The following is a 22,976-nucleotide window of genomic DNA, read 5'->3' as shown; positions in this document are numbered from 1 at the left end:
ACGTGACGGCCCATGGGGAGTTGGCGGGAGATCCCACGCCAGCCGCGAATAACTCGCACCGTGGCAGGTTCTGGTGGGCCAAATGGGTTCTCGGCGCCGCGCTCGCGGCACTGCTGATATCCGAGGGCATATATCTCTATCCGCGCCTGCACGAATCCTGGAAGAACCTCACCGAAATCCATTGGGGCTGGGTCGTCGCCTGCGTCTTCATGGCCGCGCTTTCCATGAGCGGTTTCGGCCGCATCCAGAAACAGCTGTTGAACGCCGGTGGCGTGGAGGTGAGTCAGCGCAAATCGGTGGCGGTGGTCTACGGCGCGACCGGCATGTCGCTGACCCTGCCCGCGGGCCAGGTGTTCTCGGCGGCCTTCACCTACCGCCAGACCCGGCGCTGGGGCGCGAGCCCGATCGTGGCGTCCTGGCAGCTGGTGATGTCCGGGGTGGTGGCCGCGGCCGGACTCACCCTGCTCGGCTTCTTCGGCACGGTCCTGTCCGGCGACCAGGTCGGGCCGCTCAAGGTGATCCTCACCCTCGGCGTCGTGGCCCTGCTGATCTGGGCCTTCAACTATCTGTCCCGGCATCCGGGCGGGATCGAGGCGGTGGCGCGCCGGATTCTGGCCCGGGTCAACCGGATTCGGCACCGGCCCGCCGACACCGGCATGGGCAAGGTGGGCGAGATCCTGACCCAGCTGGAATCGGTGGACCTGGGCAAACGCGATGGCGCGTGGGTGGTCGTGTGGGCGCTGGTGCATCGGCTCGCCGATGTCGCCTGCCTCGGCGCCGCGTGCTACGCGGTCGGCGCGGATCCGCGCTGGGCCGGACTCATGCTGGCCTTCGCGGCCGGAAAGGCCGTGGGCACCATTCCTTTGGCCCCGGGCGGCATCGTCTACGTGGACGCCACCCTCATCTACTCGCTGTCCGCGGCGGCCGGTCTGCCCGCCGCCCAGGCCGTCGCCGCGGCCTTCCTCTACCGCCTGATCAGCTTCATCCTGGTCGCCATCGTCGGCTGGGTCGTCTTCCTCTTCCTCTTCCGCAAGCCCCAGGCCGACGACGACGAATACGAGAAGGAATTCGAACAGCGCGGCAACTCACTGGTCACCGACCGCCGCCGCGCCACTCCCCCCGCGAACCCGGACGGTACCGCCGCCTGACTGGACAGGGTGCGGTGTCCCTGCACAGACGCGCCGATAACGCCCGTTACCCTGTGGCGCGTGAGGAAACCGATGCCGTTCGTCGTGGATGTCGTGCTAGTGCTCTTCTTCAGCATGCTCGGGCGACGCAGCCACGACGAGGCCGTTCTCGGGGCGGGGCTGCTGCGGACGTTCTGGCCGTTCGGCACCGGAGTCGTGCTGGGGTGGGTGATCGCCGTGGCGGTGGCCTCGGGGCGGGAAGGGGTCAGCGCGGCAAAGCGTTTCGACGCCCGGGCGGTGTGGCCGACCGGCGTCATCGTCTGGCTCAGCACGCTGATCGGCGGCATGCTCCTACGTGCCGTGTCCGGTCAGGGCGTCGCCCTCAGCTTCGTCCTGGTGGCCGCGACCTTCCTGGCCCTGTTCCTGATCGGCTGGCGGGCGGCGGTGCAAATCCTGCGCGCCCGCTAGGCCGATCTAGTCCGGGGAGGCCAGCGACTGCAGCAGTCGCGCCGCCACCCGCGCGGTGAGGTCGCCGCTGTCCGGATCGTCGATGTGAATGGCGAAGGCCAGGTCACCCATGGTGGCGATGAGCCAGCCACTGTTGCCGGTGGTGGCCCCGAAGGCCTGGACGTCGCGATACCGGTTGAGGCTCACCATTTCCGGCGCGCCCACCCCGTCGTGCAGCATGGCGCGCAGCCGATCGGTGGCGCCGCCGGGCAGGGCGGCCAGATCGGCCTCGGTGGTGGCGGGCTGACCGATGGTGATCATGGGTTTGGGCACCTGGCCGTTGGCGATGGCGGCCGCCGCGATCGCCATGCCCCAGGGGCTGGCCAGCAGCGAGTCGGCGGCATTGCCGCGACCCACGTTCTCTGCGGCGTTCTTGCCGGTGGGCAGGCGTCCGGTGGTCTCGTCCAGGCCCGGCACCTTGAAGTCGATGCCGATGCCGAGCAGGCTGGCCGCGTCCGCGGCGTCCCCGACCGAAACATCCTGCGGCGCTTTGTTCTTGGTGACCGCAGCGACATTCTTGAACAGCTCGATCATGCCGCCGACCGGATACAGCCCGGTGAAGGCGACATTGCCGCGCTCACTGGCCTGGCTGTTCTGCGCGGCCGCGACCACCGCCCCGCTGGAGGGCTGGATGGCCACGATCGAGGTCGGCGCACCGGTGCTCACCACCGCGTCCTCGGCGGCGCGCTGCAGGCGCTGGTCCATGGTGGCGGGGATGTCCGGCCCGGGCGGGCCCTGCTCCCCGGCCAGCTGGGTGACGAATTTGCCGTCCGGTTCGAAGAGCTGAACGCCCCAGCCGGAGTGCTGATCCCGATTGTCCTGCCACACCTTGGTGAACGCGTCCAGCAGCGGCGACCAGACCCGACGGTCGACGGAGATGAGCTTGGGCTGCTTCTCCATCACCACGCCCGGGATCGGGGCCATGCGCGGCTCGAGGATATTGAAGTCACCGTCGCGCAGATTGACCGCGACGATGGGTTTGCCCTGCGAGGCCGAAAGCTGTTGCATCAGAGCCGGTCCGTCGATGAGCGGGGCGACCGGTGCGATGGCGGCGGCCAGCGCGTTGGTGGAGGCGACCGGGTCGGTGATCTTGGCCGGGTCCAGCTTGACGACATTGATGGTCTGCTCGGCCATGAGCGGCGCGCCCACGATGTCGTTCACCTTGGGCGAGGGCTGGGCGAAGGTGCGGACCAGTTTGGCGGAGCGCTTGGCGTCCAGCTGGGGCATGACCAGGGCCGGATCCCACGAGATGCGCCAGCCCACACTGAGTTTGCGCACGGTGCCCTGCAGGTCGAATTTCCAGTCGCGCTTGTCGCCGAAGTTCCAGGCGCCGGTCATGGAGAAGAGTCCGGTCGTGCCGTCCAGTTCGATGTACTGGGTCTTGCGGTAGTCGGGCTTGCCCGGATCGAGGCCTTCGAAAACTTGCTTCAGCGTTGCCGAAGCACCCGCCGGGTAGGAGGTGAGCCGCGACGCGCCGTCGTAGTCCTTCTTGTCGATCAGCGTGGTGAACTTCTCGACCACCGCTTCCGCACCCGTCGACCGCTCCCGAACCCCACATGACCCCATCGCGATCGCGACAGCCGCCACACCCGCGAGTGCGATCGCACCCCGTACCCGGAAGCGGCGGGATCCCCACACATCCATATCGCCCACTCTTCACTCTGGCCACATCAGCAACAGGTCCACGGTACCGCGCGCCGACGGCCCACGGTTCCACCATTCCACCAGGCGTGCTTGTTCTGAGCACCACCATAGTGCCGAAATCGGTCAGCAGTGACCACTTACATGATCACCGGTCGGTTACGGGCCTGGCGTATTCGCGACTCTGAAGACCGTTCGGTTCTCACTGATGCCAGTCATTCGGACCATTCGGTTCGAAGCAGGCGAACCGCGTTCTCCCAGAGCGGAATCCAGGCGGCCCATAACGACGTAACGTTGTAATCAGTATTACAACTCCATGCAGTTAGTGAGAGTGACCAACATGAGACACGGACATCGTGGACACGGTTTCGGGCGCACCGGCGGCTGGCAGCAAGCCGACCTTCCCGACGCCTCGGACGCTCCGGACTGGTTCGCTGGACGATTGCCAGCCGACTGGTTCAGCGGTCCCGCAACCCTCGAGATCGATCGCGACGAGATCGTCGTGGTCGGCGAACTCCCCCTCCCCGCAGCCGAACCCGCCGCCGACGCCCCGGCCGAGGACGCTCCCGCCGACGTGCCGCAGGCCACCCGCGAGGGTGTCATCGCCCGCTTTCGGGAGACCACCCGCCCGGCCCGCATGCAGATCGCCCAGGAGGCCCAGGCCCGCTACGGCCGCAATGTGGCCTGGGGCGTCACGGTCAATGGCGAGCGAATCATGTTCACCCACCTGGCCGTTCCGGTCATGACCCGGCTGCGCCAGCCCGAGCGCAAGGTGCTCGACACCCTGGTCGACTCCGGCGTGGCCCGCTCCCGCTCCGATGCCCTGGCCTGGACGGTCAAGCTGGCGGGCAAGCACGCCGAGGAATGGCTCGAGGAATTGCGCTCGGCCATGCGCAAAGTCGACGACCTGCGCGCCGAGGGACCGCAGGGCCTGTAGTCGCCGGACCGCGGAGTCGGTGGTCGCGGGACCGCCGGGCCTGTGGTCGTAGAGTGTGCGCATGCCCGCAACCGCCCCGATCCTGGTGCTCAACGGCCCGAACCTGAACATGCTCGGCACCCGCCAGCCCGAGGTCTACGGGGCGGACACCCTCGACGACGTGGTGGAACTGTGCCGTAAGACCGCGGCGCGCTTCGATCGGGAGATCGTGGCGTTCCAGTCCAATCACGAAGGGGCGCTGATCGACCGGATCCATTCCGCGCGCGGGATGGAGTCCGGCATCGTCATCAATCCGGGCGGACTGACCCACACCTCGGTGGCGCTGCGGGACGCGCTGGTCATCCCCGAGGTGCCGATCGTCGAGGTGCACATCAGCAATGTGCATGCCCGCGAGGAGTTCCGGCATCACTCCTACGTCTCGCCCATCGCCACCGCGGTGATCGCGGGCATGGGGATCCAGGGCTACGCCGCGGCGGTCGAGTTTCTCTGTACCCGCTAGAAGCACTGATCGGAAGGGCCCGGCTCACTTCGAGCCGGGCCCTTTTTCATGCCCGGTAAATAGCTTGAGGCCGTCATAATGTAGTAGGTATGCTACATCCGATCCGGCTTCTACTACGGAGGGGTGATATGTCGGTCGGCGAAGGCGTCGTGCTCGACGTCGAGAACTTACGAATGCGCTACGGCACCCGCGATGTGCTCCAGGACGTCACGTTCCAGGCGCATCGCGGTGAGGTGCTGACGCTGCTGGGCCCGAACGGCGCGGGCAAGACCACCACCATCGAGATCCTCGAGGGCTTCCGCATGCGCTCGGCGGGGCGGGTCGCGGTGCTGGGCACCGATCCCGCGCACGGCGACGAGGCCTGGCGGGCCCGGCTGGGCGTGGTGTTGCAGTCCTGGCGCGATCACGGCAAGTGGCGGGTGCGCGAACTGCTGCAGTACCTGGGCATGTTCTACGCGCCCTACTCCACCGCCGACATCCAACGGCCCTGGGACACCGACGAACTCATCGCCGCGGTCGGTCTCACCGAGCACGCCGACGCCAAGGCCATGACGCTGTCCGGCGGTCAGCGCCGCCGCCTGGACGTGGCCATCGGCATTGTCGGCCGCCCCGAGCTGCTGTTCCTGGACGAGCCCACCGCCGGTTTCGATCCGCAGGCCCGCCGCGAATTCCACGACCTGGTGCACCGACTCGCCGACGACCAGCACACCACCATCCTGCTCACCACCCACGACCTGGACGAGGCCGAGAAGCTGGCCGACCGCATCCTCATCCTGGCGGGCGGGCGCATCATCGCCGACGGCTCGGCCGATCAGCTCTCCCGCCGCATCGCCGGTGAGGCCGAGGTGAAGTGGACCCGCGACGGGCAGCGTTTCGTGCACACCACCACCGAGTCCACCAAGTTCGTCTACGAGCTGTTCCAGCAGTTCGGGGAGTCGGTCGAGGAGCTCGAGGTGCGCCGCGCCTCGCTCGAGGACACCTATATGACCCTGGTACGGCGTTTCGAATCCGGCCAGGGCGACACCGAATTGCGCAGCCTGGAGGAGATGGCCCGATGAGTTCCGCAGCGCTCACCAATCCCACCTCGGTCGCGGTGCGGGCCGGATTCCGGCGCGGCCGCATCGAACTCGTCCAGACCCTCACCAATGGCATGGACGTGTTCTCGCAGTTCTTCTGGCCGGTGGCCACCATGGTCGCGGTGTTCTTCATGCGGCACGGCAGCTTCCAGGGCACCGGCATCGGGCTGGGCGCGCTGGCGCTGCCCAGCGTGCTGGGCATGCTGGTGGCGTTCAACGGCATGTTCGGTGTCGCCCAGGGGCTTTCGCTGGACCGGGAGGACGGAACCCTGTTGCGCGCCAAGGCGACTCCCAACGGGATGCTGGGCTATCTGATCGGGAAGATCACCGCGGTCTCCGGGGTCGCCCTGGTGCAGGTAGCGCTGATCCTCGGCTTCGGCCTGATCGCCATCGGCGGCGTGAGCCTGGACAGCGTCGGCTCCTGGGTCGCCCTGATCGGCGTCCTGGTGCTGGGCCTGCTGGCCTGCCTGCCGCTGGGCGCGATCATCGGCTCGCTGTTCGACAGCCCGCGCAGCGTCGGCTTCGTCTCGTTCCCCATCATGGGTATCGTGGCGATCTCCGGAATCTTCTACCCGATCACCGGCCTGCCCGGCTGGTTGCAGGCGGTGGCGCAGGTCTTCCCGATCTATTGGCTGGGTCTGGGCATGCGCTCGGCCATGCTGCCCGACAGCGCGGCGGTGGTGGAGCTGACCCACTCCTGGCGACACCTGGAGACCGTCGCGGTGCTGGGCGCGTGGGCGGTAGTGGGCATCGCGGTGGCCCCGATCGTGTTGCGCCGCATGGCTCGTCGGGAATCCGGGTCCTCGGTGGCGGCCCGCCGCGAGAAGGCCATGCAACGTGCCTACTAGCGAGGTCATCTACAACCGGATCGCGATGCTGCGCGCCGAGCGCGGCATCTCGCGCCGGGAGCTGGCCGAGGCGCTGGGAGTCCACTACCAGACCGTCGGCTATCTCGAACGCGGCGAGTACAGCCCGAGCCTGCACCTGGCGCTGCGGCTCGCGCAGTACTTCGAGGTGCCGGTGGAGATCATCTTCTCCACCACACCGTTTCCTCGAATCGGTTCCGAGAGCGCCTGATTCGCCCTCAGGCGGTCTCGGGCACCGCGCTCATGAGCTCGAAGGTCGAGACCGCCTTGCCCGCGCCCGCGCTGGCGGACACCGCCCGGCGCCAGAACGCCTGTGCCGTGTGCGAGAGGGTGGCGTCCACACCCACCTCCTCGCTGGCGTCGATGATGTGCTGCGCGCCCGCGTCCATCATCTTCAGTCCGGCCACATCGGCCCAGCCGCCGTTCTGGTTCTCCACCGAGAACTGCTCCATGAAGTACGGGAAGGCGGCATTCGAGCGCACCGCGAACGGCACGAACTGCGCGATGTCGTGGCCGGAGCGGGCGATCATGGCCGTGGCCTGATCGAAGGCCAGCAGCCAGGGGTGGAAGATGGTGAGCAGGCCCTGGTAGAAGACCTGTGCCAGACCGTCGTCCGTGCCCAGGTACTCCTGCGGGCTCAGCGGACGCAGCAGGTCGGCGTGCGCGTCGAAGACCTCCCGCGGACCGCTGTAGAAGATGTACGACGCCGGGTGCTCGATATTGTTGCCCGCCGACATGACGCCGCCGGACAGGAATTCGGCACCGTGCTCCCGGACCCAGGCACCGCCCGCGCGGGCCTTCTCCGGCGAATCCGACGAGAGGTTGGCGATCACCTTGCCGCGCAGGCGATCCGCGGCCGGACCCAGCACGTCGTACATGGCGGCGTAGTGGGTGAGGCTCAGCACGATCACCTCGTTGGCGTCGATGGCCGCGGCGACGGTCGCGGCCTTCTTGGCGCCGAGTTCGACCATGGCGTCGGCCTTCTCGGGGCTGCGGTTCCAGACGGTGACCTCGACGCCCGCCTTCAGGAACGACGTGACCATGGCGCGCCCCATTGGGCCCAGGCCGATGACGGTGACGGATCGATTCTCGGACATGGGTTGGTATTCCTTCGATGTCGATGGACGGGTGCAGCGCGCTGACCTCGATGGTGTCCCGGGTCGGTAGCCTCGGGAAGACCGCACGTTCGCGTGGGGTTGCTTACCTGGAGGTTCGAAATCTGGTCAGAGAGGGCGCGATGAGTACCGAGAGTGACGCGGATAACACGCAGTGCGGCATGTCCGTGGCCATCGATGTGGTCGGCGGCAAGTGGAAGATGCACCTGATGTGGGTGCTGGCCGAGGGCCCGCAGCGGTTCGGGCAGATCCGCCGCCTGCTCACCGGGGTCAGCGAGAAGGTGCTCGCCGAGAACCTGCGCCAGATGGAGGCCAGCGGTGTGGTGCACCGCGAGATCTACCCGGAAATCCCACCGCGCGTGGAGTATTCGCTCACCGAGCTGGGCTGGGAGCTGAGCGCGGCCCTACGTCCGCTCGAGGAGTGGGGCGACCGCAATCGCGACCGGATTCTCGGCCGCGCCCTCACCCCGGCCAGCTGATTCACCCCATACTTTCGGCGATTCGCGCACCGATGCACGTCAGCAGCGCGGCGGCGTCGGCCATGCTGCGGGCCGGATCGGGCTCCAGATCGGACAGCGCGTAGGCGGCCGCGAATCCGGCGGCACGCACCTGTTCCGGGGTGAGCAGGACGCGGCCCGCGACCGCGATCACCGGCACCCCGGCCGCCCGCGCCGCGTCGCCGACGCCGATGGGCGCCTTGCCGGACAGGCTCTGCCGGTCCAGGGAGCCCTCACCGGTGATCACCAGATCGGCGTCGGCCACCTGCGCCCGGAAGTCGATGAGGTCGAGGATGAGGTCGATGCCGGAGCGCATGCGCGCGCCGAGGGCCGCCAGCGCGCCGAAGCCGGTGCCGCCCGCCGCGCCCGCGCCCGGCTTGTCGGCCCATTCGGGGCCCAGCACGGCGGCCCAATTCTTCAGTGCCGCTTCGAGAGTGGCGACCTGCTCGGGATTCGCGCCCTTCTGTGGGGCGTAGACGGCGGCCGCGCCGTTCGGGCCGAGCAGCGGATTGTCCACATCGCTGGCCAACGTCACCGTCGCATCGGCCAGGCCCGGATGCAGATCGCTCCGGTCCACGCGCACCGCACGCGCGAGTGCCGCACCGCCGCAGGGCAATTCGGTGCCGTCCGCGTCGAGGATCCGCAGGCCCAGGGCCTGCAACAGGCCCGCGCCGCCATCGGTGGAGGCGCTCCCGCCGAGACCGAGCACGATATCGCGCGCGCCCCGGTCCAGGGCGTCCCCGACCACGTCACCCACACCGTAGGTGCTGGCGTGCAGCGGATCGAACTGTCCGCCGGGCAGTCTCGCGAGTCCGCTGACCGCCGCCAGCTCCACCACCGCCGTCGGTCCGCGCAGGGCGTAGGAGGTGCTCACCGGTGCGAGGGTCGGGCCGTAGCTCTCGATCTCGACCCGTTCCCAGCCCGCGGCCACGAAGGCGTCGACGGTCCCGTCCCCGCCGTCGGCGATCGGCAGCTGCCGGATCCGGGTGTCGGGCGCGGCGCGGGTGATGCCCGCCGCCAACGCGGCCGCCACCTGCGCGGCGGTGAGGGAGCCCTTGAACTTGTCCGGGGCCAGCAACACCCGGCGCGGCGGTGGGTTCGTCACCCCTCCATTCTGATCATGGGTGTGGCAAACGACACGCCCGAGGCCACCCTTCTCGTATTCGGACAAATAGGCGCGTCGCGCGCACTAACGTCGTGCCCATGTCGAGTCAGTCGATCGAGGTCCGCAAGAACGACGCTCTGGATCGGTTCGAGTTGTTCGTCGACGGATACCTCGCCGGTGTCGCCGCCTATCAGGACACCGCGAACGAGCGCGCGTTCGTGCACACCGAGATCTATCCCCAGTTCGAGGGGCTCGGCTACGGGCGCAAGCTCGTGCAGGGCGCATTGGACCAGACCCGGGACGAGGGCTACGGCATTCTGCCCATGTGCCCGATGGTGCATCACTTCGTCGAATCCCGGCCGGAATACCTGGCTTTGGTGCCGCACTGGTCCAGAGGACGGTTGAACCTACCCCAGGGCTGAGGCCCCGTCAGGACACCTTCACCGTCAGTACGCCTTCACCGCGCCGTCGAGCGCGGCCTGCAGTTCGTCGCGCACCACCCGCGTGATCTCGGCGGGCTTGGTCGGCAGTTCCGCCACCGGCACCCCGAAATAGAAGCTGGCCGAATGCGCCTCCTCCTTGGTGGGCTCCACCTTGGGATCCGGGCGCGGGCCATAACTCAGACCCAGACTGACCAGCACCGGCCGCGCGCCGAGCTTCTTGGCCCGGAAAGCGATGTGCCCGATACCGGTTCCCACCGCCTGCACCCGCGTGGGGTCCACGTCGTTGCAGGTGCCCTCGGGAAATACCGCCACCCCGTCACCGCGCGCCATGCGCTCGGCGCAGATGTCGATCATGCGCTGCCCGGCCGCGTTCACCGCCCGCAACCCGTGGTCCTTGCCCCGGAACACCGGAATGCCGCCCATCATGTCGATGCGCTCGCGCAGCTTGGGTTCGAGGAACAGTTCGTCCTTGGCCAGCACCCGCGTGCGCCCGATGACCGGCCGCAGATCGCTGCGCCAGGCCGCGGCGGCGACCGTGTAGGGATCCAGCTGCGAGAGGTGGTTCACCGCGATGAGCAGTGGACGGCCCTGGGAGATGTACTCCCGCAGGCCTTCCCGGGCCCCCGGCGCGTAGTCCACCCGCGGCCGGTAGCGACGTCCCAACAGCCAGTAGGCCGCCCGTGCCTTCAACAGGTTCTGCCGGTGGTCGCGATAGAAGTCGTAAACGGCGTCGCTGTTCTCGAGGAGCACCTCGGGACGTTCCATAGCGCCCACCCTAGCTACCAACCGCAAGGTATGCGGGACAAGTTTTTCCGGCTCCGGGCGACCCCGCCGCGGCACAAATGGGTAACCAGCAAATTAAGCAACGCAATTACCCTGTCTCAGTGCGATGATGGCGGGGTGGCACGCGCAGAGGAACACGGTGACCGTTCTCGACGCGAATTCCGGCACGAGGACCAGGTAGTTCGCCCCGGCACACTCCTGGTGTCCGCAACCGATCTCGTCGAGCCGTCCTTTCGGCGGTCCGTGGTCTACATCCTCGAACACAATGACGGCGGCACCTGGGGCGTGGTCCTCAACAAACCCAGCGATACCGCCCTGCACGATGTGCTCCCCAGCTGGTCGGAACTGGCTGCCGCGCCCCGCGCGCTCTATATCGGCGGCCCCGTGAAACGCGATGCGGCCCTGTGCCTGGCCACCATCAAGGTGGGCGCGTCCATCGCCGGGCTATCCGGGGTGCGGCGCGTCGACGGCCGCGTCGCACTCATCGATCTCGACTCCGATCCGGAGCAAATCGAGGGCCTGGTCGAAGGCGTGCGCGTCTTCGCGGGCTATGCCGGGTGGACCTTCGGCCAGCTGGAAGGCGAACTGGACCGCGGCGATTGGATCGTCCTGTCCGCCCTGCCCACCGACCCCCTCGCGGGCCGCGGCGATCTGTGGGCCCAGGTCCTGCGCCGCCAGCCCCTCCCGCTCTCGCTGTTGGCCACGCACCCCATCGAACTCGAACGAAATTGATCCGCGCTTCAACGAACTGAACCGTCGGAACGTCTGTGTCGTGATCGATGCGGAGGTGAGCGATGCCGGAGGACCAGGCCGCCCTGCTCCGCGCGCTCTATGAAGAGCACGCGGCGGCACTGTGGCGCTACACCTACGGGCTGGTCGGGGATCCGGGGCGGGCCGAGGACATCGTGCAGGAAACGCTGCTGCGCGCGTGGCAACGGCCCAATGTGCTGGATCAGTCGACGAGCTCGGCGCGGGCCTGGCTGTTCACGGTGGCACGTAATCTGGCCGTGGACGAACACCGCAGCGCGCGCAGTCGACGCGAGTTCCGCACCGATCACCCGCCCGAGGTTCCCGAACCCGACAAAACGGATAGGGCCCTGGACGGGTGGCTGGTGGCCGACGCGCTGGCGCGGCTGAGCATCGATCACCGCGAGGTCATCGTCCGTGCCTACTATCGGGGGCTTTCCACCCACCAGATCTCGGAGGAGCTGGAGATTCCCGAGGGCACGGTCAAGTCCCGAATGCACTACGGCATGCGGGCATTGCGATTGGTGCTTCAGGAAATGGGGGTGACGAGATGACCGAGGGCCATGAGCTGTGTGATGGCTACACCACGTGGGACGGCGCGTATGTGCTCGGCGCTCTCGCCCGGGACGACCGCCGCGAGTACGAGGAACATCTGTCCGGATGCGAGGCGTGCCGCGCCGCGGTGGGGAAATTGGCGGGGCTGCCCGGCCTGCTGGCCCTGGTGGACACCGACACCGCGCTGTCGATCGCGGCGCAGGAGGATCCGCCGGAAACCGTGCCGCCACCGCCCGAGCGACTGCTGCCGACGCTGGCGGCCCAGGCCGCCAAACGGCGGCGCCGGGGGCGATGGTGGACCATCGGCGGACCCGTGGCGACGGCGGCCGCGGCGGTGATGATCGCGGTCCCGGTGACCGCGAACGTCGCCCGCGAACAGAGCCCGGCACCGGTGCAGCAGGTGGTGGCGCAGGGACCGCTGAAACCGCAGACCGACACCCCGATTCAGGCCACGTTCAAGGTGGTCACCATCAATGGGCAGACCCGGGTCGACATGTGGTGCCAGTACCCGCCGCCCGCCGACAAGGACGACCTGTCCTACATGTGGACGCTGTCGATGTGGGTGACCCGCGACGACGGCGTGCAGTCCAAGCTCGCCGAGTGGACGGTCAAGCCCGGACAGACGCTGACTCCGGACGGCACCACGTCGGTGTCGCCGGAGCAGCTCAAGACGGTCGAGATCCGCAATATGTCGGGGAAAGTCCTTCTCGCGGCGGGTATCTGACCGTCAGCGGGTCTTGCGGCGGAAGGTCGTGGTGGACCAGAAGTATCCGACCACCCCGATCACCACGCACCAGCCCACCGCGAGAATGCCGTTGTGCCCGATCGGACCGCCCATCAGCAACCCGCGCAGGGTTTCGGTGATGGGCGTGAAGGGCTGGTACTCGGCGAACTGCTTGACCCCGGCGGGCATGGTGTCGGTGGGCACCAGCCCGCTGCCCAGGAAGGGCAGGAACAGAATCGGCGTCGGCATATTGGAGGCGCTCTCGGGCGTCTGGGCGATCAGCCCGAAACCGACGCCGAGCCAGTTCAAAGCGAACACGGTCAGCGCGATGAGACCGAACGCGGCCAGCCATTCCAGCACATTCGCGTGCGGTCGGAAGCCGATGGCCAGGGCGGTGAGCGTCATGGCGGTCACGCCGAGCATGCCCTGGATGAGGGAGCCCACCACCTGCCCGGTCAGCACCGAGGCGTGCGAAAAGTGCATGGTGCGAAAGCGATTGATAATACCCTTGGTCATATCGGTGGCCATGCCGACCGCGACGCCCGCCACCATGTACGCCGGAATGATGAGCATCATGCCCGGTGTCAGGTAGTCGATGTACTTGCCGCCGGTCGAGGACTTCAGCGCGCCGCCGAACACGTAGTTGAACAGCAGCAGCAGGAACACCGGCATGATGATCAGCGCGAAGCTCATGCCCGGATACCGCTTGGCGTGCACCAGATTCCGGCGCAGCATGGTCTTCGAATCAACGAAAGACGTACCCATCGTGGTCATTTGGTGCTCTCCTTTTCCGGAGCGTGCCCACCGGTGAGGGCGAGGAAGACATCGTCGAGGTCGGGGGTGTGCACGGACAGGCCCGCGGGTTCGATCCGCCCCGCGTCCAGCCGATCGAGCACCTCGCGCACCGAACGCACCGCGCCATCGCTGGGAATGGCCAGGGTGAGATCGCCGTTGACCCGGGCCGCGTCACCGAAAAGCCGGGCGGCGGCGTCGAATTCGTCGCGCTGAGCGAAGTCCAGGCGGATGTAGCCGCCGGGCACCTGGCGCTTGAGTTGATCGGCGGTGCCCTCGGCGACCAGACGGCCCTGATGCAGGACCGCGATGCGGTCGGCCAGTTGATCGGCCTCTTCCAGGTACTGGGTGGTGAGGAAGATGGTGGTGCCGCGCGCGGTCAGCCGTCGGACGACGTCCCACATGGCGCGGCGGCTGCGCGGATCCAGCCCGACCGTCGGCTCGTCGAGGAAGATGATGCGCGGATCGCCGACCAGGGTCATGGCCAGATCCAGGCGGCGGGTCATGCCGCCGGAGTAGCTCGAGGCGACCTTGTCGGCGGCCTCCTCCAGATCGAAGGTGGCCAGCAGTTCGGCCGCGATCCTGCGGTTCTCGCCGCGCGGCAGATGGTGCAGATCGCCCATGAGCAGCAGGTTCTCGCGCCCGGTGAGCAGTTCGTCGACCGCGGAGAACTGACCGGTGACGCCGATGAGCGAGCGCACCCCGTCGGCCTGGGTGGCGAGATCGTAACCGCCCACGGAGATTTCGCCGCCGTCGGCGCGCTTCAGGGTGGACAGGATCTCGACGGTGGTGGTCTTGCCCGCGCCATTGGGGCCGAGCAGCGAGAAGACGCTGCCCTCGGGAACGGTGAAGTCGATGCGGTCGAGCACGATGTGCTCGCCGAAGGATTTGCAGAGGCCGGTGACCGCGATGGCCGCCGATCCGGGCTGGTTCATTGCTCCCCTCTCTTTCATCAATAGATAGCCATGAATGCATGCGTCATCCAGGCCGTGGCCGCCGAGGCTTGCGGCCAAAGTGTTCCTATCTCGCTATTCAGTTGTGCTACAGGGTTTTTCGGTTAGATATCGAGGTCCTCGACCTGCGGGTGCTGGGTCGCGTCCACGACGCGGGCGTAGAGGGTGTCGGGAATCTTGCCCTTCAGATCGTCGATGGTGTCGAAGACCTCGAGGGTGAAGTCACCCCAATCCTGTTCGCCCAGACCGAGAAAGCGACGCCACTGCCGCCAGTCCTTGAGGACGTTGGTGTCGGTCGGGAACTCCGACCAGTAGGAGAAGTGGCTGTGTACCGCATACGCGCCTTTGCGGGTGCGGTACACCCGGATGTCCTCGATGCGCTCGTTGGCCATCTGGTGCCAGTGGGTGAGCAGCTGACCGGAGAACCGGACCTGCCGGACGCCGTCCTTGCCCACCTTCAGGACCACCTCGTCGTAGCCCTGTTGGCGGCCCTCCTCGAGCTCGATGAAGCGCCGCAACGCCGTCACGATCGCGCCCGACAGATTGCCCCCCACCAGTTCCTGCGCGCGCTGAAACAGCTTCAGGTCGTCATCGGATACGTAAATCGTCTTGTTCGGCATGCCCCAACTATACGTAGATGTATACGTACACGGCAAGCCCGGTCGCGAAAAAGCGATATTGAACCGCTCACGACTCGCATTCGTATCCCGGATGAGGGTACTCGGGCACCGGTGGCCACCACCGAAAGGAAGCGCCCATGCACAGCGGTAAACGGGTCGTCGATCACCTGGTCAAGGCGGTTTCGGCCCTGGGCGTCCGGCACATCTTCGGTGTCGACGGAGCGAATATCGAAGATCTGTACGACGCGGCCTTCGATCATCGCGAGCTGGTCACCGCCGTGGTCGCCAAGCACGAGTTCGCCGCCGCCACCATGGCCGACGGGTACGCCCGCTCCACCTCCGGGCTCGGCGTCGTGTGCGCCACCTCCGGCGGCGGTGCCGTCAATCTCGTTGCCGGGCTGGCCGAGTCCTACGCCTCCCGCGTCCCGGTGCTGGCGTTGGTCGGGCAACCCCCGACGGTCCTGGAGGGCAAGGGCGCGTTCCAGGACTCGAGTGGGCAGGCCGGTTCCTTCGACGCGGTCGCGTTGTTCACGCCGATCTCGCACTACTGTGCGCGCGTCGAGTCGCCCGCCGACCTGCCCGCTCACCTCACCCACGCGGCCGCGGCGGCCCGGCGCGGCGGACCCGCGGTGTTGTTGCTGCCCAAGGACATTCAGCAGGCCGAGCTGGACGCACCGGACTTCGTGCCGCCCACGCACGCCTACCGCCGCGATATCGAGACCCTGTGGCGCGTGCTGCACGTGGTGCGCGGCGCGCGGGCCACCGGCAAGGTCGTGATCATTGCCGGGGATCAGGTGGCCCGCGATAACGCCCGCGCCGAACTGGCCCGATTCGCGGCCGCCCTGGACGCGGCGGTCGGTGTCGCGCCGGACGCCAAAGACGTGTACCACCAGGCGGATCCGGGATTCTGCGGCGTCTCGGGCAGCATGGGCAATCCGGAACTGCTGGACGCCCTGCGCGGGGCGGCGCTGTGCCTGCTGATCGGCACCCGCATGCCGGTCACCGCGCGCGCCGGGATGGAGGACGCGCTCGGTGCGGTGCCGCTGGCGAGTATCGGCGTGATGCCGCCCTTTCTGCCCGCCCGGCACGCGCACAGCAACGATCTGGCCAAGACCCTCGCCGAACTGATCGGCGAATTGGGTTCCGCCGCAGGCGATCCCGAGGCCGAGGCGGTCCCGCCACGGTCACGCTCCCCGCACGAGCCGCCGCTGACCTCGCTGTCCGTGCCGCCCTCCGACGGCCCGGGACTGCGCTACCGGGAGGTTGTCGAGACCATCAACGCGACACTGCCCGAGGGTGCGGACGTCTTCGCCGACGCGGGCAATACCGGTGCGGCCGTGGTGCATCACCTGCGACTGCCCCGGCACGGGCGGTTCACGGTCGCGCTCGGCATGGGCGGCATGGGCTATGCCTTCGGGGCCGGGATCGGCTCGGCCTTCGCCCGGCACCGCCGCCCCGACGGCAGCGCGCGCCGCACCTACGTGATCGCCGGTGACGGCGCGTTCTTCATGCACGGCATGGAGATTCACACCGCCATCGAGCACGAGCTGCCCATCACCTTCATCGTGTTCAACAACAACGCGCACGCCATGTGCATCACCCGAGAGCAGCTGTACTACGGAGATCGCTACAGCTTCAACCGATTTCGTCCCGCGTATCCGGGCGCGGGCATGGCCGCCATGTTCCCGGATCTGTGCGCCCACGCACCGGAGTCCCCGGCCGAGCTCGACGCGGCGCTGCGGCACTGCGCCGATCGACCGGGGCCCTCGTTCGTCAGCGTCGACTGTGACCCCGACGAAATCCCGCCGTTCACACCGTTCCTGACGCCCCCCAGGAGGTAACCCGTGACCACCAGCGCCCTGCCCGCACTCAGCGATATCCCCGAAGCCGTCCCCGGCGTCCTGCGCATCGAGAACTCCGATCGCGACGCCACCACCCCGATCATCCTGGACATGTTGCGGTCGGTGTATCCGCACGACCAAATCTACGGCGACTATTGCCCGGTTCAGGGTTATATCGAGGCTCCGCCCCGGGAGCTGTACGAGTACCTCGCCGATACCCGCTGCCTGGAGGAGTGGACCTACAGCCTGCGGGGTTTCACCGAAACCGACGAGCCGGGCCTGTGGGTCTCCTACGACCGCTTGGGCGACAGCACCAAGATCTACACCCGCACCGTCGCCAATCCCGATGCCATGACGGTGGATTACCACTGCGCCTGGGATCAGGGTGAGCACCTGTGGATGATCTATCTGATGCGGGTGGTCGACGCCCAGGTGGTGTTCGACAAGCCGGGATCGGTGGTGCTGTGGACGAACTGCCACCACCCGTTCTACGACAAGAACCCCTACAAGGACACCGCGCCGGACAAGCGCAAGGTCTGGGTGGGTGACTTCTGGGAGATGTTCTCCGCCGGGCACCAATTGGAGCTCGACAACCTCAAGGCCATTGCCGAGTATCGCGCGTCGCACGGCCTGCCGATCAAGCCCGCTTGGATGGAATGAGTTGTACGGTCATGGATTTCACCGAACCCTCTTTGAGGACGCCGCCTGTCAGCCTGGTCGATGTGGCCGGTTATCTGCCGGGTGAACCGGTCGGCACCGAATACTTCACCCAGTTCTCCCGCTCGGATCGCATGGCCAAGAACGTCATGTTCCGCGCACCCAAGGGCCGCCATCACGTGGCCCGCGACGAGACCGCCGTGGACATGATCGAGCGCGCTGTTGCCCCGCTCGTGGATCGCCATGGGACACAGGAACTCTCGAACATCGACGTGCTGCTCACCCACACCCAGCTGCCCGACAATCCGGTCATGGGGGCCGGACCGGAGGTGGCGCGGCGGCTGGACATGAAGCCGCGCTGGGTGTTCGACGTCCACAATGGCGGCTGCGCCGCGTTCATCCACATGATGTGGATGGCCCGCATGATCCTGCAGACGACCGAGGCGCGCACCGCGCTCATCGCCTGCGCCCAGAACTGCGCGGGACCGGTGTTCACCCAGTCCGAGATTCGCGGGCTCGCGCAGGCCCCGGTGCCCGGTGACGGCTGCGGTGTCGGGCTGCTGGTGAAGAACAATGCCGCGCCCATCCTCGATATCGAATGCCGGACCTACCCGGAGTTCGCGGGCGACATGGAATTCAGCACCAATGGCGACCGCAAGTACTGGGAGCCCGGCGAGGGCCAGGGCTGCGTCACCTTCACCGAATCCAAGGTGGCCAAGGTGATGACGCGCGGTAATCGGCTGGTGCCGGAGGTGGCGCAGGCGGTGTGCCAGCGGATCGGGGTGAAGTCCCGCGATATCGACACCTTCGTGACCAACCAGCCCAACCGGCTGTTCCTGCGCAACTGGAACGAGGCCATGGAGTTGCCGCCGGAACGGCATCCGGACACCTTCGACAGCTGCGGAAACCTTTTCGCCGCGGGCATTCCGGTCACCCTGGACACCGAGAACCGGGCCGGGCGCCTGCGCAATGGATCGGTGGTGTTGATGGCGGCGTTCGCACACGCCGGGGATTTCGCGGGGGCGGCGGCCGTGCGCTGGGGGGCGGCGCGATGACCGCCCCGGGCGCGGGGGACAGCAGCCGACCCGCGCCGCGGATGGTGGCACCGACGCGCTGGCCGACCGGCCTGCGCGGCGGTGAACTGGCCGAACCCTCGGGTCCGCACGACCGATCTTCTGATGCGCCCGAAAGATACGGCGCGCCCACCCTCCGCTACGACCTGAGCCTGAGCGAAAACCCCTTTCCGCCACTGCCTTCGGTCGTCGACGCGCTCGAGGACTGCCTGGACAAGGCCAACCGCTACCCGGAGTTCCTGCCCAAGCGACTGCCCCAGGTGATCGCCGATCACCTGGGCGTGGACGCCGAGCAGGTGGTGGTGGGTTCGGGCGCGACCGGGGTGGCCATGCAGATCATGCAGACCCTGCCCCGCGCCGGGGCCGGATTCGTCTACGCCGCACCGACCTTCGACGGCTACCCGATCATGGCGAACATGATCGGGCTGCGGTCGGTGGCGGTGCCGCTGGATCCGCACGGCCGCCAGGACCTGTGGGGCATGGCGCGCGCGGTGGACGAGCGCACCGGGCTGATCGCGATCTGCCGTCCGCACAATCCGACCGGCACCGTGGTGGCGGCCAGTGAGCTCAAGGCGTTCCTGTACTCGATTCCGGTCCGGGTGCCGGTGGTGCTGGACGAGGCCTACGTCGAATTCCTCGGCGCGGCCGACACTCTCGACACCCTCGAACTGATTCACCGGCACCCCAATGTGCTGGTACTGCGCACCTTCTCCAAGGCCTACGGCCTGGCCGGGCTGCGGATAGGCTACGCCTTCGGCGCGGCGGAGCTGGTGCGCCGGGTGCACCGGCTGCAACTGCCGTTCGGGGTGCCCGCCACCGCGGTGGCCGCGGTGCGCGCGTCCTATGCGGCGGAAGCCGAACTGGGCGAACGGATTCTGCGCATCACCACCGAACGCGAGCTGCTGCGGGCCGAATTGCGGCGCGGCGGCATTCGGGTCCCCCGCTCCAGCGCCAACTTCCTCTACCTGCCCGGCCGCGATATCGCGCCCGCGCTGGCACGCGCCGGGATCGTGGCCAAACGCTATCCGGACGGCAGCGCCCGCATCGCGGTCGGTGATCCGGCCGCCGATCGGGCCGTCCTGCACGCGCTGGCCGACCGGCCCTCCGCGGGCATGCGCTCGCTGCGGCGCGAGGACAGCCGCCTGCTCACGCTGACTGCGCGATACGAGCCCAGCGCCCGGCGAGGGCCGCGCACGTGATCAGCTGAATTTGGTGGAACATCATGAGCGGCAAGACGATCAGGCCCACCGGATGCCCTTCGAACAGCACCGTCGCCATGGGTAGTCCGGTGGCCAGGCTCTTCTTGGAGCCGCAGAAGACCACCACGATCCGGTCGGCGCGATCGAAACGCAGGGCCTCGCCGAGGAATCCGGTGGCCGCCAGCACCATGGCCAGAATGGCGCAGCACACCACGGCCAACAGCAGAATCCGCCACGGCGACATGGCATGCCAGATGCCCTCGACCATGCCCGCGCTGAAGGCGCTGTAGACCACCAGCAGGATGGACCCGCGATCCACCAGCTTGGTCGGCTCGGCGTAGCGCGACAGGAAGCCCTTCACCTTCGGGCGCAGCAACTGGCCGATGAAGAACGGGACCAGCAGCTGCAGCACGATGTCGACAACCGCCGAGGGATCGACCCGCGCCTGCCCGGTGGTGTTCATCAACGCGATCACCAGGGCGGGAGTCAGGAAGACGCCCAGCAGGTTCGACACCGTGGCACTCACGATCGCGCCCGCCACATTGCCCTTGGCGATCGAGGTGAAGGCGATCGAGGACTGCACCGTGGACGGCACCAGGCACAGGAACAGCACGCCGGTGTAGAGGTCGCTGGTCAGGACGTGCGGCACCAGCAGCCGCGCGGCCAGGCCGAGCACCGGGAACAGCACGAAGGTGCAGGCCAGCACGGTCAGGTGCAGCCGCCAGTGCTTGAGGCCCGCGAACGCCTCCTGCGGCGAGAGCCGGGTGCCGTACAGCAGGAACAGCAAGGCGATGGCAATCTTGGTCAGCCAGCTCACGACGTCGGCGGCCTCACCCCGGGCCGGGAAGACACTGGCCAGCAGGACCATCGCAAGGATCCCCAGGATGAATCCGTCTATATAGAACTTGCTGAGGAATCGCACCGAATCAGGCTAAACACCCAAATTTCTCGGGATAACGCGGCACCCGCGCAGCCGCGATACTGGTGGTGATCGACAAATTTTCGACGATTCGCGAGGGGAATCGCCATGGTCCAGTGGACCGCAGCGGCCACGGCCGTACCCGAGACCTGGGGGATCTCGGGCCCAGTGTTCATGCTCTGCTACGTGATCGCCGCCGCGGTGGCGGTGGGTCTCGGGTTCGCCCGCCGGGCCGCCGTCCTGCGCGCCGTGGACCCGGCCTGGCCGCCCGAGGGTCCGCTGCGGCCCAGCGAGACCGCCATGCTGGTCGACGACCGGCGGCCGGTGCTGGCCGGGCTCGCGCAATTGCGCGGCCACCAGATCATCGACTCCACCGGCAAACCGGTGCGAACACCGACCGATTCCGAACAGCGCCACCTGGATCCGATCTCCGGCACGCTGTACGCGCATCTGCTCGGCAGTGACCGGCGGCGCGTCCGCGACATGGTGACGGCGACCGGCACCGCGGTGCGGGGGCTGCGCGACAGTCTCACCGCGCGGGGCTACCTGTTCGGCGACAAGCAGCGGAAAGCCCTGTGGACGGCCAGGATTCCGCTGCTCGCGATGCTGCTGCTGGGCTTCGCCCGGCTGTTCGCGTCGAGCGGTCATCCGGTGGGCTTCCTGGTGTTCGCCATGATCGCGGTGGCCCTGTTCACCTGGGGGGTGGGGCGGCCGCCGCGGCTGACCCAGCGCGGTCGCGACGCGCTCGCGAGCGCCACGGCGGGCAACCGCCATCTGCGCCCGGCCAATGCCCCGGCCTATTCGGCCTATGGCCCCGACAGTGCCGCGCTGGCCGTCGCGCTCTATGGCGGCCTGGTGCTGTGGACCCTCGATCCGGCGCTCGCCGGGGCCGCGGAGATCGCGGCGGGCGGCGGCGCTGGCGGCGGCAGCAGTTGCGGTTCCGGATCCACCTGCGGCAGCAGCGGCGACAGCGGTGGCGGGTCCAGCTGCGGCAGTAGTTGCGGCAGCGGGTGCGGTGGAGGCTGCGGCGGATGAACGGCTCACCACTCCCGGCCGGGGCGCTGGGGATCGGCTGGCGGCGCGAGATCTGCGGGATGCTCGCGGGTCTGGAGGGCATTGGATTCTGCGAGGTCATCGCGGAATCCCTGACGGCCGATCACTCTCGGCCGCCCAGGGACTCTCGGTCGCGCGGCCGCGCGACCGTCACCGTGCCCGAGGAACTCGCCGCGCTGGTGCGTCGCGGCATTCCGGCTGTCCCCCATGGCATCTCGTTGTCGCTCGGCAGCGCGGAGGGCGTCGACGACGGGCGGATCACCCAACTGGCCGAGTCGGCGCGCACGCTCGGCTCACCGCTGGTGAGCGAGCACATCGCCTTCGTGCGCGCGGGCGGCCTCGAGGCCGGGCACCTGCTGCCGCTCCCCCGCACCCGCGAGGCGCTGGATGTGTTGGAGCGCAATATCTTCCGGGTGATGCGCAGCCTCGACGTGCCGCTCGCGGTGGAGAACATCGCGGCGCTGTTCGAATGGCCGGACGCCGAATACACCGAGGCCGAGTTCCTGCAGGAACTGGTCGAGCGCACGGGCGTATACCTGCTGCTCGACATCGCGAACGTATACGCCAACGCCCGCAACACCGCTCGCGACCCGCTGACCGAACTGCTGCGCCTGCCGACCGAACGCCTGGCCTACTGCCATATCGCGGGCGGCCACGAATCCGGCGGCCGCTACATCGACACCCACGTCCATCCGATCCCCGCCGAGGTCCTGGCGCTGGTGGCGAAATTCGCGCCGGGCCGCCCGGTTCCCCTCATGCTCGAACGCGATGGAAACTACCCGCCCGCAACCGAACTCGTCGCCGAATTGAACGCCATCGCCACCGCCTCCGCTCGCCCACCCGTCACCCTGCGCACCGAATCGATTCCGGCATGATCGGCGAATCCGACCGGGCCACAGGGACATTGGCGCAACGGCAGGCAGCGTTGGTGCGGGCGCTGGTGGCCGGGGGCGACCCGCCCGCGGGCTTCGACGCGGACGATCTCACCGCCACCGCGCACGGCCTGCTGCACAAGCGCGCCGACGAGGTGCGGCGGCGGTTCCCGCGACTGGTCCATGCCCTCGGCTCCGATTTCACCGACCGGTACGTCGAATGGGCACGGACGCGACCGAAGACGACGACCACGGACGACGCGGCCGCCTTCGCCCGCGACCTCGGCCTGCCCGACCCGACCCCGAAACGCGGCCTGCGGTCGCGATTGCCGTGGCGATCACTCGGCAGGTGATCTCGGCCACTGAGGCATGCTG

27 protein-coding genes are annotated in these 22,976 nt (G+C 68.1%); 19 read left to right on the top strand and 8 right to left on the bottom strand.

Annotation, left to right across the window (positions count from 1 at the left end; translation table 11 throughout):
- Positions 1-2: 2 nt before the first annotated feature.
- Positions 3-1,148 carry a lysylphosphatidylglycerol synthase transmembrane domain-containing protein gene (locus tag VMT40_RS07025; protein WP_326357090.1) on the top strand — a complete coding sequence of 382 codons (1,146 nt, stop codon included), beginning with the start codon at positions 3-5 and terminating at the stop codon, positions 1,146-1,148.
- A 60-nt stretch (positions 1,149-1,208) separates the two neighbouring features.
- Positions 1,209-1,595 (top strand): DUF3054 domain-containing protein, encoded by a 387-nt coding sequence (locus VMT40_RS07020; RefSeq protein ID WP_326357089.1) that lies wholly within the window; start codon positions 1,209-1,211, stop codon positions 1,593-1,595.
- 6 nt (positions 1,596-1,601) lie between these two features.
- Here the strand turns inward: VMT40_RS07020 and VMT40_RS07015 are convergent, their stop codons facing one another.
- Positions 1,602-3,278: an NTF2-like N-terminal transpeptidase domain-containing protein gene (locus tag VMT40_RS07015; protein WP_326357088.1), complete on the bottom strand. Its 1,677-nt coding sequence runs from the start codon at positions 3,276-3,278 to the stop codon at positions 1,602-1,604.
- A gap of 337 nt (positions 3,279-3,615) precedes the next feature.
- On the opposite strand from VMT40_RS07015, the gene VMT40_RS07010 reads away from it, so the two are divergent.
- The 5 genes from VMT40_RS07010 to VMT40_RS06990 all read left to right on the top strand — a co-directional run bounded on the left by VMT40_RS07010 (position 3,616) and on the right by VMT40_RS06990 (position 6,864).
- Positions 3,616-4,212 (top strand): hypothetical protein, encoded by a 597-nt coding sequence (locus VMT40_RS07010; protein ID WP_326357087.1) that lies wholly within the window; start codon positions 3,616-3,618, stop codon positions 4,210-4,212.
- A 61-nt stretch (positions 4,213-4,273) separates the two neighbouring features.
- Complete coding sequence (gene aroQ / locus VMT40_RS07005) at positions 4,274-4,711, top strand: type II 3-dehydroquinate dehydratase (RefSeq protein WP_326357086.1); 438 nt, start codon at positions 4,274-4,276, stop codon at positions 4,709-4,711.
- Positions 4,712-4,839: 128 nt separating this feature from the next.
- On the top strand, positions 4,840-5,769 hold the full coding sequence (locus tag VMT40_RS07000; protein ID WP_326357085.1) for an ABC transporter ATP-binding protein: 930 nt from the start codon (positions 4,840-4,842) through the stop codon (positions 5,767-5,769).
- Positions 5,766-6,635: an ABC transporter permease gene (locus VMT40_RS06995; protein WP_326357084.1), complete on the top strand. Its 870-nt coding sequence runs from the start codon at positions 5,766-5,768 to the stop codon at positions 6,633-6,635. The genes VMT40_RS07000 and VMT40_RS06995 overlap by 4 nt, the downstream gene beginning before the upstream one ends.
- Before the next feature lie 25 nt (positions 6,636-6,660).
- A complete protein-coding gene (locus VMT40_RS06990) occupies positions 6,661-6,864 on the top strand; it encodes a helix-turn-helix transcriptional regulator (protein ID WP_326312988.1) in 204 nt (67 codons plus the stop codon).
- A 7-nt stretch (positions 6,865-6,871) separates the two neighbouring features.
- Here the strand turns inward: VMT40_RS06990 and VMT40_RS06985 are convergent, their stop codons facing one another.
- Positions 6,872-7,750 (bottom strand): NAD(P)-dependent oxidoreductase, encoded by an 879-nt coding sequence (locus VMT40_RS06985; protein ID WP_326357083.1) that lies wholly within the window; start codon positions 7,748-7,750, stop codon positions 6,872-6,874.
- A gap of 140 nt (positions 7,751-7,890) precedes the next feature.
- On the opposite strand from VMT40_RS06985, the gene VMT40_RS06980 reads away from it, so the two are divergent.
- Positions 7,891-8,247 carry a winged helix-turn-helix transcriptional regulator gene (locus VMT40_RS06980; protein WP_326357082.1) on the top strand — a complete coding sequence of 119 codons (357 nt, stop codon included), beginning with the start codon at positions 7,891-7,893 and terminating at the stop codon, positions 8,245-8,247.
- A gap of 1 nt (position 8,248) precedes the next feature.
- On the opposite strand, the gene VMT40_RS06975 is transcribed toward VMT40_RS06980, so the two are convergent.
- The gene (locus VMT40_RS06975; protein ID WP_326357081.1) at positions 8,249-9,370 is read right to left on the bottom strand and encodes a glycerate kinase; all 1,122 of its coding nucleotides are present in this window, start codon (positions 9,368-9,370) and stop codon (positions 8,249-8,251) included.
- Positions 9,371-9,468: 98 nt separating this feature from the next.
- Between VMT40_RS06975 and VMT40_RS06970 the strand changes: the two genes are divergently transcribed.
- Positions 9,469-9,792, top strand: a complete 324-nt coding sequence (locus tag VMT40_RS06970; RefSeq protein WP_326357080.1) for a GNAT family N-acetyltransferase — start codon at positions 9,469-9,471, stop codon at positions 9,790-9,792.
- 24 nt (positions 9,793-9,816) lie between these two features.
- On the opposite strand, the gene VMT40_RS06965 is transcribed toward VMT40_RS06970, so the two are convergent.
- Positions 9,817-10,578, bottom strand: coding sequence for a lysophospholipid acyltransferase family protein (locus tag VMT40_RS06965; RefSeq protein WP_326357079.1), 762 nt, complete (start codon positions 10,576-10,578; stop codon positions 9,817-9,819).
- Between the two features lie 135 nt (positions 10,579-10,713).
- Here VMT40_RS06965 and VMT40_RS06960 point away from each other — a divergent pair, with 135 nt between their 5' ends.
- The 3 genes from VMT40_RS06960 to VMT40_RS06950 all read left to right on the top strand — a co-directional run bounded on the left by VMT40_RS06960 (position 10,714) and on the right by VMT40_RS06950 (position 12,622).
- Positions 10,714-11,328 carry a YqgE/AlgH family protein gene (locus VMT40_RS06960; protein WP_326357078.1) on the top strand — a complete coding sequence of 205 codons (615 nt, stop codon included), beginning with the start codon at positions 10,714-10,716 and terminating at the stop codon, positions 11,326-11,328.
- Between the two features lie 62 nt (positions 11,329-11,390).
- Positions 11,391-11,897 carry a sigma-70 family RNA polymerase sigma factor gene (locus tag VMT40_RS06955; protein ID WP_326357077.1) on the top strand — a complete coding sequence of 169 codons (507 nt, stop codon included), beginning with the start codon at positions 11,391-11,393 and terminating at the stop codon, positions 11,895-11,897.
- On the top strand, positions 11,894-12,622 hold the full coding sequence (locus tag VMT40_RS06950; protein WP_326357076.1) for an anti-sigma factor family protein: 729 nt from the start codon (positions 11,894-11,896) through the stop codon (positions 12,620-12,622). Before VMT40_RS06955 ends, VMT40_RS06950 begins: the two co-directional genes overlap by 4 nt.
- 3 nt (positions 12,623-12,625) lie before the next feature.
- Here VMT40_RS06950 and VMT40_RS06945 read toward each other — a convergent pair whose 3' ends face one another.
- The 3 genes from VMT40_RS06945 to VMT40_RS06935 all read right to left on the bottom strand — a co-directional run bounded on the left by VMT40_RS06945 (position 12,626) and on the right by VMT40_RS06935 (position 14,987).
- The gene (locus tag VMT40_RS06945; RefSeq protein ID WP_326357075.1) at positions 12,626-13,396 is read right to left on the bottom strand and encodes an ABC transporter permease; all 771 of its coding nucleotides are present in this window, start codon (positions 13,394-13,396) and stop codon (positions 12,626-12,628) included.
- The gene (locus tag VMT40_RS06940) at positions 13,393-14,349 is read right to left on the bottom strand and encodes an ATP-binding cassette domain-containing protein (RefSeq protein ID WP_326357074.1); all 957 of its coding nucleotides are present in this window, start codon (positions 14,347-14,349) and stop codon (positions 13,393-13,395) included. The genes VMT40_RS06945 and VMT40_RS06940 overlap by 4 nt, the downstream gene beginning before the upstream one ends.
- A 122-nt stretch (positions 14,350-14,471) precedes the next feature.
- Complete coding sequence (locus VMT40_RS06935; protein ID WP_326357073.1) at positions 14,472-14,987, bottom strand: EXLDI protein; 516 nt, start codon at positions 14,985-14,987, stop codon at positions 14,472-14,474.
- Positions 14,988-15,124: 137 nt separating this feature from the next.
- On the opposite strand from VMT40_RS06935, the gene VMT40_RS06930 reads away from it, so the two are divergent.
- Genes VMT40_RS06930 through VMT40_RS06915 form a run of 4 tightly spaced genes read left to right on the top strand, consistent with a single transcriptional unit; the run spans position 15,125 to position 19,757 of the window.
- Complete coding sequence (locus VMT40_RS06930) at positions 15,125-16,828, top strand: thiamine pyrophosphate-binding protein (protein ID WP_326357072.1); 1,704 nt, start codon at positions 15,125-15,127, stop codon at positions 16,826-16,828.
- Between the two features lie 3 nt (positions 16,829-16,831).
- Positions 16,832-17,488, top strand: a complete 657-nt coding sequence (locus tag VMT40_RS06925; RefSeq protein WP_326357071.1) for an SRPBCC family protein — start codon at positions 16,832-16,834, stop codon at positions 17,486-17,488.
- Between the two features lie 11 nt (positions 17,489-17,499).
- Positions 17,500-18,540 carry a 3-oxoacyl-ACP synthase III family protein gene (locus tag VMT40_RS06920; protein WP_326357070.1) on the top strand — a complete coding sequence of 347 codons (1,041 nt, stop codon included), beginning with the start codon at positions 17,500-17,502 and terminating at the stop codon, positions 18,538-18,540.
- On the top strand, positions 18,537-19,757 hold the full coding sequence (locus VMT40_RS06915) for an aminotransferase class I/II-fold pyridoxal phosphate-dependent enzyme (RefSeq protein WP_326357069.1): 1,221 nt from the start codon (positions 18,537-18,539) through the stop codon (positions 19,755-19,757). The genes VMT40_RS06920 and VMT40_RS06915 overlap by 4 nt, the downstream gene beginning before the upstream one ends.
- On the opposite strand, the gene VMT40_RS06910 is transcribed toward VMT40_RS06915, so the two are convergent.
- On the bottom strand, positions 19,705-20,679 hold the full coding sequence (locus VMT40_RS06910; protein WP_326357068.1) for a bile acid:sodium symporter family protein: 975 nt from the start codon (positions 20,677-20,679) through the stop codon (positions 19,705-19,707). The genes VMT40_RS06915 and VMT40_RS06910 overlap by 53 nt on opposite strands.
- Positions 20,680-20,784: 105 nt before the next feature.
- Here VMT40_RS06910 and VMT40_RS06905 point away from each other — a divergent pair, with 105 nt between their 5' ends.
- From VMT40_RS06905 to VMT40_RS06895, 3 genes are read left to right on the top strand one after another with little or no spacing between them, the layout of a single operon-like run.
- A complete protein-coding gene (locus VMT40_RS06905) occupies positions 20,785-21,711 on the top strand; it encodes a TIGR04222 domain-containing membrane protein (RefSeq protein WP_326357067.1) in 927 nt (308 codons plus the stop codon).
- Positions 21,708-22,604, top strand: a complete 897-nt coding sequence (locus VMT40_RS06900; RefSeq protein WP_326357066.1) for a DUF692 domain-containing protein — start codon at positions 21,708-21,710, stop codon at positions 22,602-22,604. Before VMT40_RS06905 ends, VMT40_RS06900 begins: the two co-directional genes overlap by 4 nt.
- Positions 22,601-22,954 (top strand): hypothetical protein, encoded by a 354-nt coding sequence (locus VMT40_RS06895; protein WP_326357065.1) that lies wholly within the window; start codon positions 22,601-22,603, stop codon positions 22,952-22,954. Before VMT40_RS06900 ends, VMT40_RS06895 begins: the two co-directional genes overlap by 4 nt.
- Positions 22,955-22,976: the final 22 nt, after the last annotated feature.

Source organism: Nocardia sp. CDC160 (assembly GCF_035818795.1).
Taxonomy (GTDB): domain Bacteria; phylum Actinomycetota; class Actinomycetes; order Mycobacteriales; family Mycobacteriaceae; genus Nocardia.
Note: the sequence above shows the minus strand (reverse complement) of the source record. Positions and strands in the feature narration are given on the sequence as shown.

Coding starts and splice junctions, on each gene's coding strand:
- VMT40_RS06985 (WP_326357083.1), bottom strand. CDS start 7,750: ATGTCCGAGAATCGATCCGTCACCGTCATCGGCCTGGGCCCAATGGGG.
- VMT40_RS06935 (WP_326357073.1), bottom strand. CDS start 14,987: ATGCCGAACAAGACGATTTACGTATCCGATGACGACCTGAAGCTGTTT.
- VMT40_RS06905 (WP_326357067.1), top strand. CDS start 20,785: ATGGTCCAGTGGACCGCAGCGGCCACGGCCGTACCCGAGACCTGGGGG.
- VMT40_RS06915 (WP_326357069.1), top strand. CDS start 18,537: ATGACCGCCCCGGGCGCGGGGGACAGCAGCCGACCCGCGCCGCGGATG.
- VMT40_RS07015 (WP_326357088.1), bottom strand. CDS start 3,278: ATGGATGTGTGGGGATCCCGCCGCTTCCGGGTACGGGGTGCGATCGCA.
- VMT40_RS06895 (WP_326357065.1), top strand. CDS start 22,601: ATGATCGGCGAATCCGACCGGGCCACAGGGACATTGGCGCAACGGCAG.
- VMT40_RS06995 (WP_326357084.1), top strand. CDS start 5,766: ATGAGTTCCGCAGCGCTCACCAATCCCACCTCGGTCGCGGTGCGGGCC.
- VMT40_RS06950 (WP_326357076.1), top strand. CDS start 11,894: ATGACCGAGGGCCATGAGCTGTGTGATGGCTACACCACGTGGGACGGC.
- VMT40_RS06900 (WP_326357066.1), top strand. CDS start 21,708: ATGAACGGCTCACCACTCCCGGCCGGGGCGCTGGGGATCGGCTGGCGG.
- VMT40_RS06980 (WP_326357082.1), top strand. CDS start 7,891: ATGAGTACCGAGAGTGACGCGGATAACACGCAGTGCGGCATGTCCGTG.
- VMT40_RS06930 (WP_326357072.1), top strand. CDS start 15,125: ATGCACAGCGGTAAACGGGTCGTCGATCACCTGGTCAAGGCGGTTTCG.
- VMT40_RS06955 (WP_326357077.1), top strand. CDS start 11,391: ATGCCGGAGGACCAGGCCGCCCTGCTCCGCGCGCTCTATGAAGAGCAC.
- VMT40_RS06970 (WP_326357080.1), top strand. CDS start 9,469: ATGTCGAGTCAGTCGATCGAGGTCCGCAAGAACGACGCTCTGGATCGG.
- VMT40_RS07010 (WP_326357087.1), top strand. CDS start 3,616: ATGAGACACGGACATCGTGGACACGGTTTCGGGCGCACCGGCGGCTGG.
- VMT40_RS07000 (WP_326357085.1), top strand. CDS start 4,840: ATGTCGGTCGGCGAAGGCGTCGTGCTCGACGTCGAGAACTTACGAATG.
- VMT40_RS06965 (WP_326357079.1), bottom strand. CDS start 10,578: ATGGAACGTCCCGAGGTGCTCCTCGAGAACAGCGACGCCGTTTACGAC.
- VMT40_RS06940 (WP_326357074.1), bottom strand. CDS start 14,349: ATGAACCAGCCCGGATCGGCGGCCATCGCGGTCACCGGCCTCTGCAAA.
- VMT40_RS06945 (WP_326357075.1), bottom strand. CDS start 13,396: ATGACCACGATGGGTACGTCTTTCGTTGATTCGAAGACCATGCTGCGC.
- aroQ (WP_326357086.1), top strand. CDS start 4,274: ATGCCCGCAACCGCCCCGATCCTGGTGCTCAACGGCCCGAACCTGAAC.
- VMT40_RS06990 (WP_326312988.1), top strand. CDS start 6,661: ATGCTGCGCGCCGAGCGCGGCATCTCGCGCCGGGAGCTGGCCGAGGCG.
- VMT40_RS06920 (WP_326357070.1), top strand. CDS start 17,500: ATGGATTTCACCGAACCCTCTTTGAGGACGCCGCCTGTCAGCCTGGTC.